This window comes from Blastocatellia bacterium (genome assembly GCA_035275065.1).
Lineage (GTDB): Bacteria > Acidobacteriota > Blastocatellia > UBA7656 > UBA7656 > DATENM01.
The window spans coordinates 1-1,161 of sequence record DATENM010000111.1 but is presented as its reverse complement, the minus strand read 5'-3'; the positions used below and the strand labels follow the sequence as shown (position 1 = coordinate 1,161).

Sequence of the window (1,161 nt, the reverse complement as noted above, 5' to 3'; positions counted from 1 at the left end):
CAGCGATACGTCTGATATCTTCACGTTTTTGGCGGAGTATATCTTTAGTAACCATTAGCTTCACCTCTAGTTTCCATAGTATCGCTTAATGTGGTTATGTCCTCAAGCCCCGGCGAATCTGCTACACACGTCTAACGCTCGCGTTCAGCGGGGCCGCGAACGGCCTCACCACTAACCACGAGAATTGCGCTTCGCGGCCTCCGCTGCAACGCCTTGTTAGCTGGCCAGATGCGAGCAACTCTACGGATAATATGTCTGTGCGTTCTGCCATTTTGTTTCTATCTCTGACGCAATAGCTTCCTTGCCATCAACGAATTCAATGACATTGAATGCCTTCTTGCCCGCATCTTTAAGTGAGGATCCAACAAGCCAGCATCGTTCGTTAAAGGAAATGTATCTATCATGTAGCTTGGGATGCTGCCTAACTTCAATAGCATACCCTTCGCTTGCAAATTGCTTGAGTGCGCGATCAAAGCCGTTCTCGACCGACTGTGGCTTCTGACCTGTGAGCAATCGAATGGGGTATATTACGTCGCGCAGACAGTCCAGTGTGCCTAGACCCACGTAGGCATCGACTATAGTGATAGAAGTTTCAGCAGCCGCGAGAAATTCCCGCACTTGTGATTTCGCGGAGAAAGGGCGATCTTCAGGAACGGCTATTTCTTCCGGTAAACCAGGTTCATCCAACCCTTTCTCTAACTTCTCTAAGCGCGCCACCATTCCAAGGTGTTAAGCCCGACGTTCCCAATCTGTACTTGTCACAAAATCTCTTGCTCGGTTTACTAAGCTAGGAACAAGTGCAATAAGAAGCTGTCGGTTGTTTCCATGCTCAATCTTGGTGATCAGTTTGATGGCGAGCCGATGATATACGAGCTTATCTCGGTCGGGGTCAACCTCAGGATCTACGCCGAATGCTGCACACATCTCGCGTAACTCTTCATCTGAACAATACTCACTCATGCCATCCTTGAGTATCAGAATCAATGTTGGATCCATAGATGCTTCTCCTATTCCGGCCAGCTAACGCACACACATCACCGGGCGCGGGCGACGGCACTACGATCAATCACGTACACCCCGCTGCCCGCGCTCCGGTGCATGTCGTTGTTAGGTCGCTGCTTGGCCATCACCCAACTCTCATTTGATAAGCCCAGTGACTCG

2 protein-coding genes are annotated in these 1,161 nt (G+C 50.0%); both read right to left on the bottom strand.

Annotated features, from left to right (window positions below):
• Positions 1-240: 240 nt before the first annotated feature.
• A complete protein-coding gene (locus VJ464_23730) occupies positions 241-687 on the bottom strand; it encodes a hypothetical protein (GenBank protein HKQ08157.1) in 447 nt (148 codons plus the stop codon).
• A 42-nt stretch (positions 688-729) separates the two neighbouring features.
• Positions 730-996: a hypothetical protein gene (locus VJ464_23725; GenBank protein HKQ08156.1), complete on the bottom strand. Its 267-nt coding sequence runs from the start codon at positions 994-996 to the stop codon at positions 730-732.
• Positions 997-1,161: the final 165 nt, after the last annotated feature.

What these genes read in the sequence shown, in the direction of transcription:
- VJ464_23725 (HKQ08156.1), bottom strand. Translation starts at nt 996, where the DNA reads ATGGATCCAACATTGATTCTGATACTCAAGGATGGCATGAGTGAGTAT.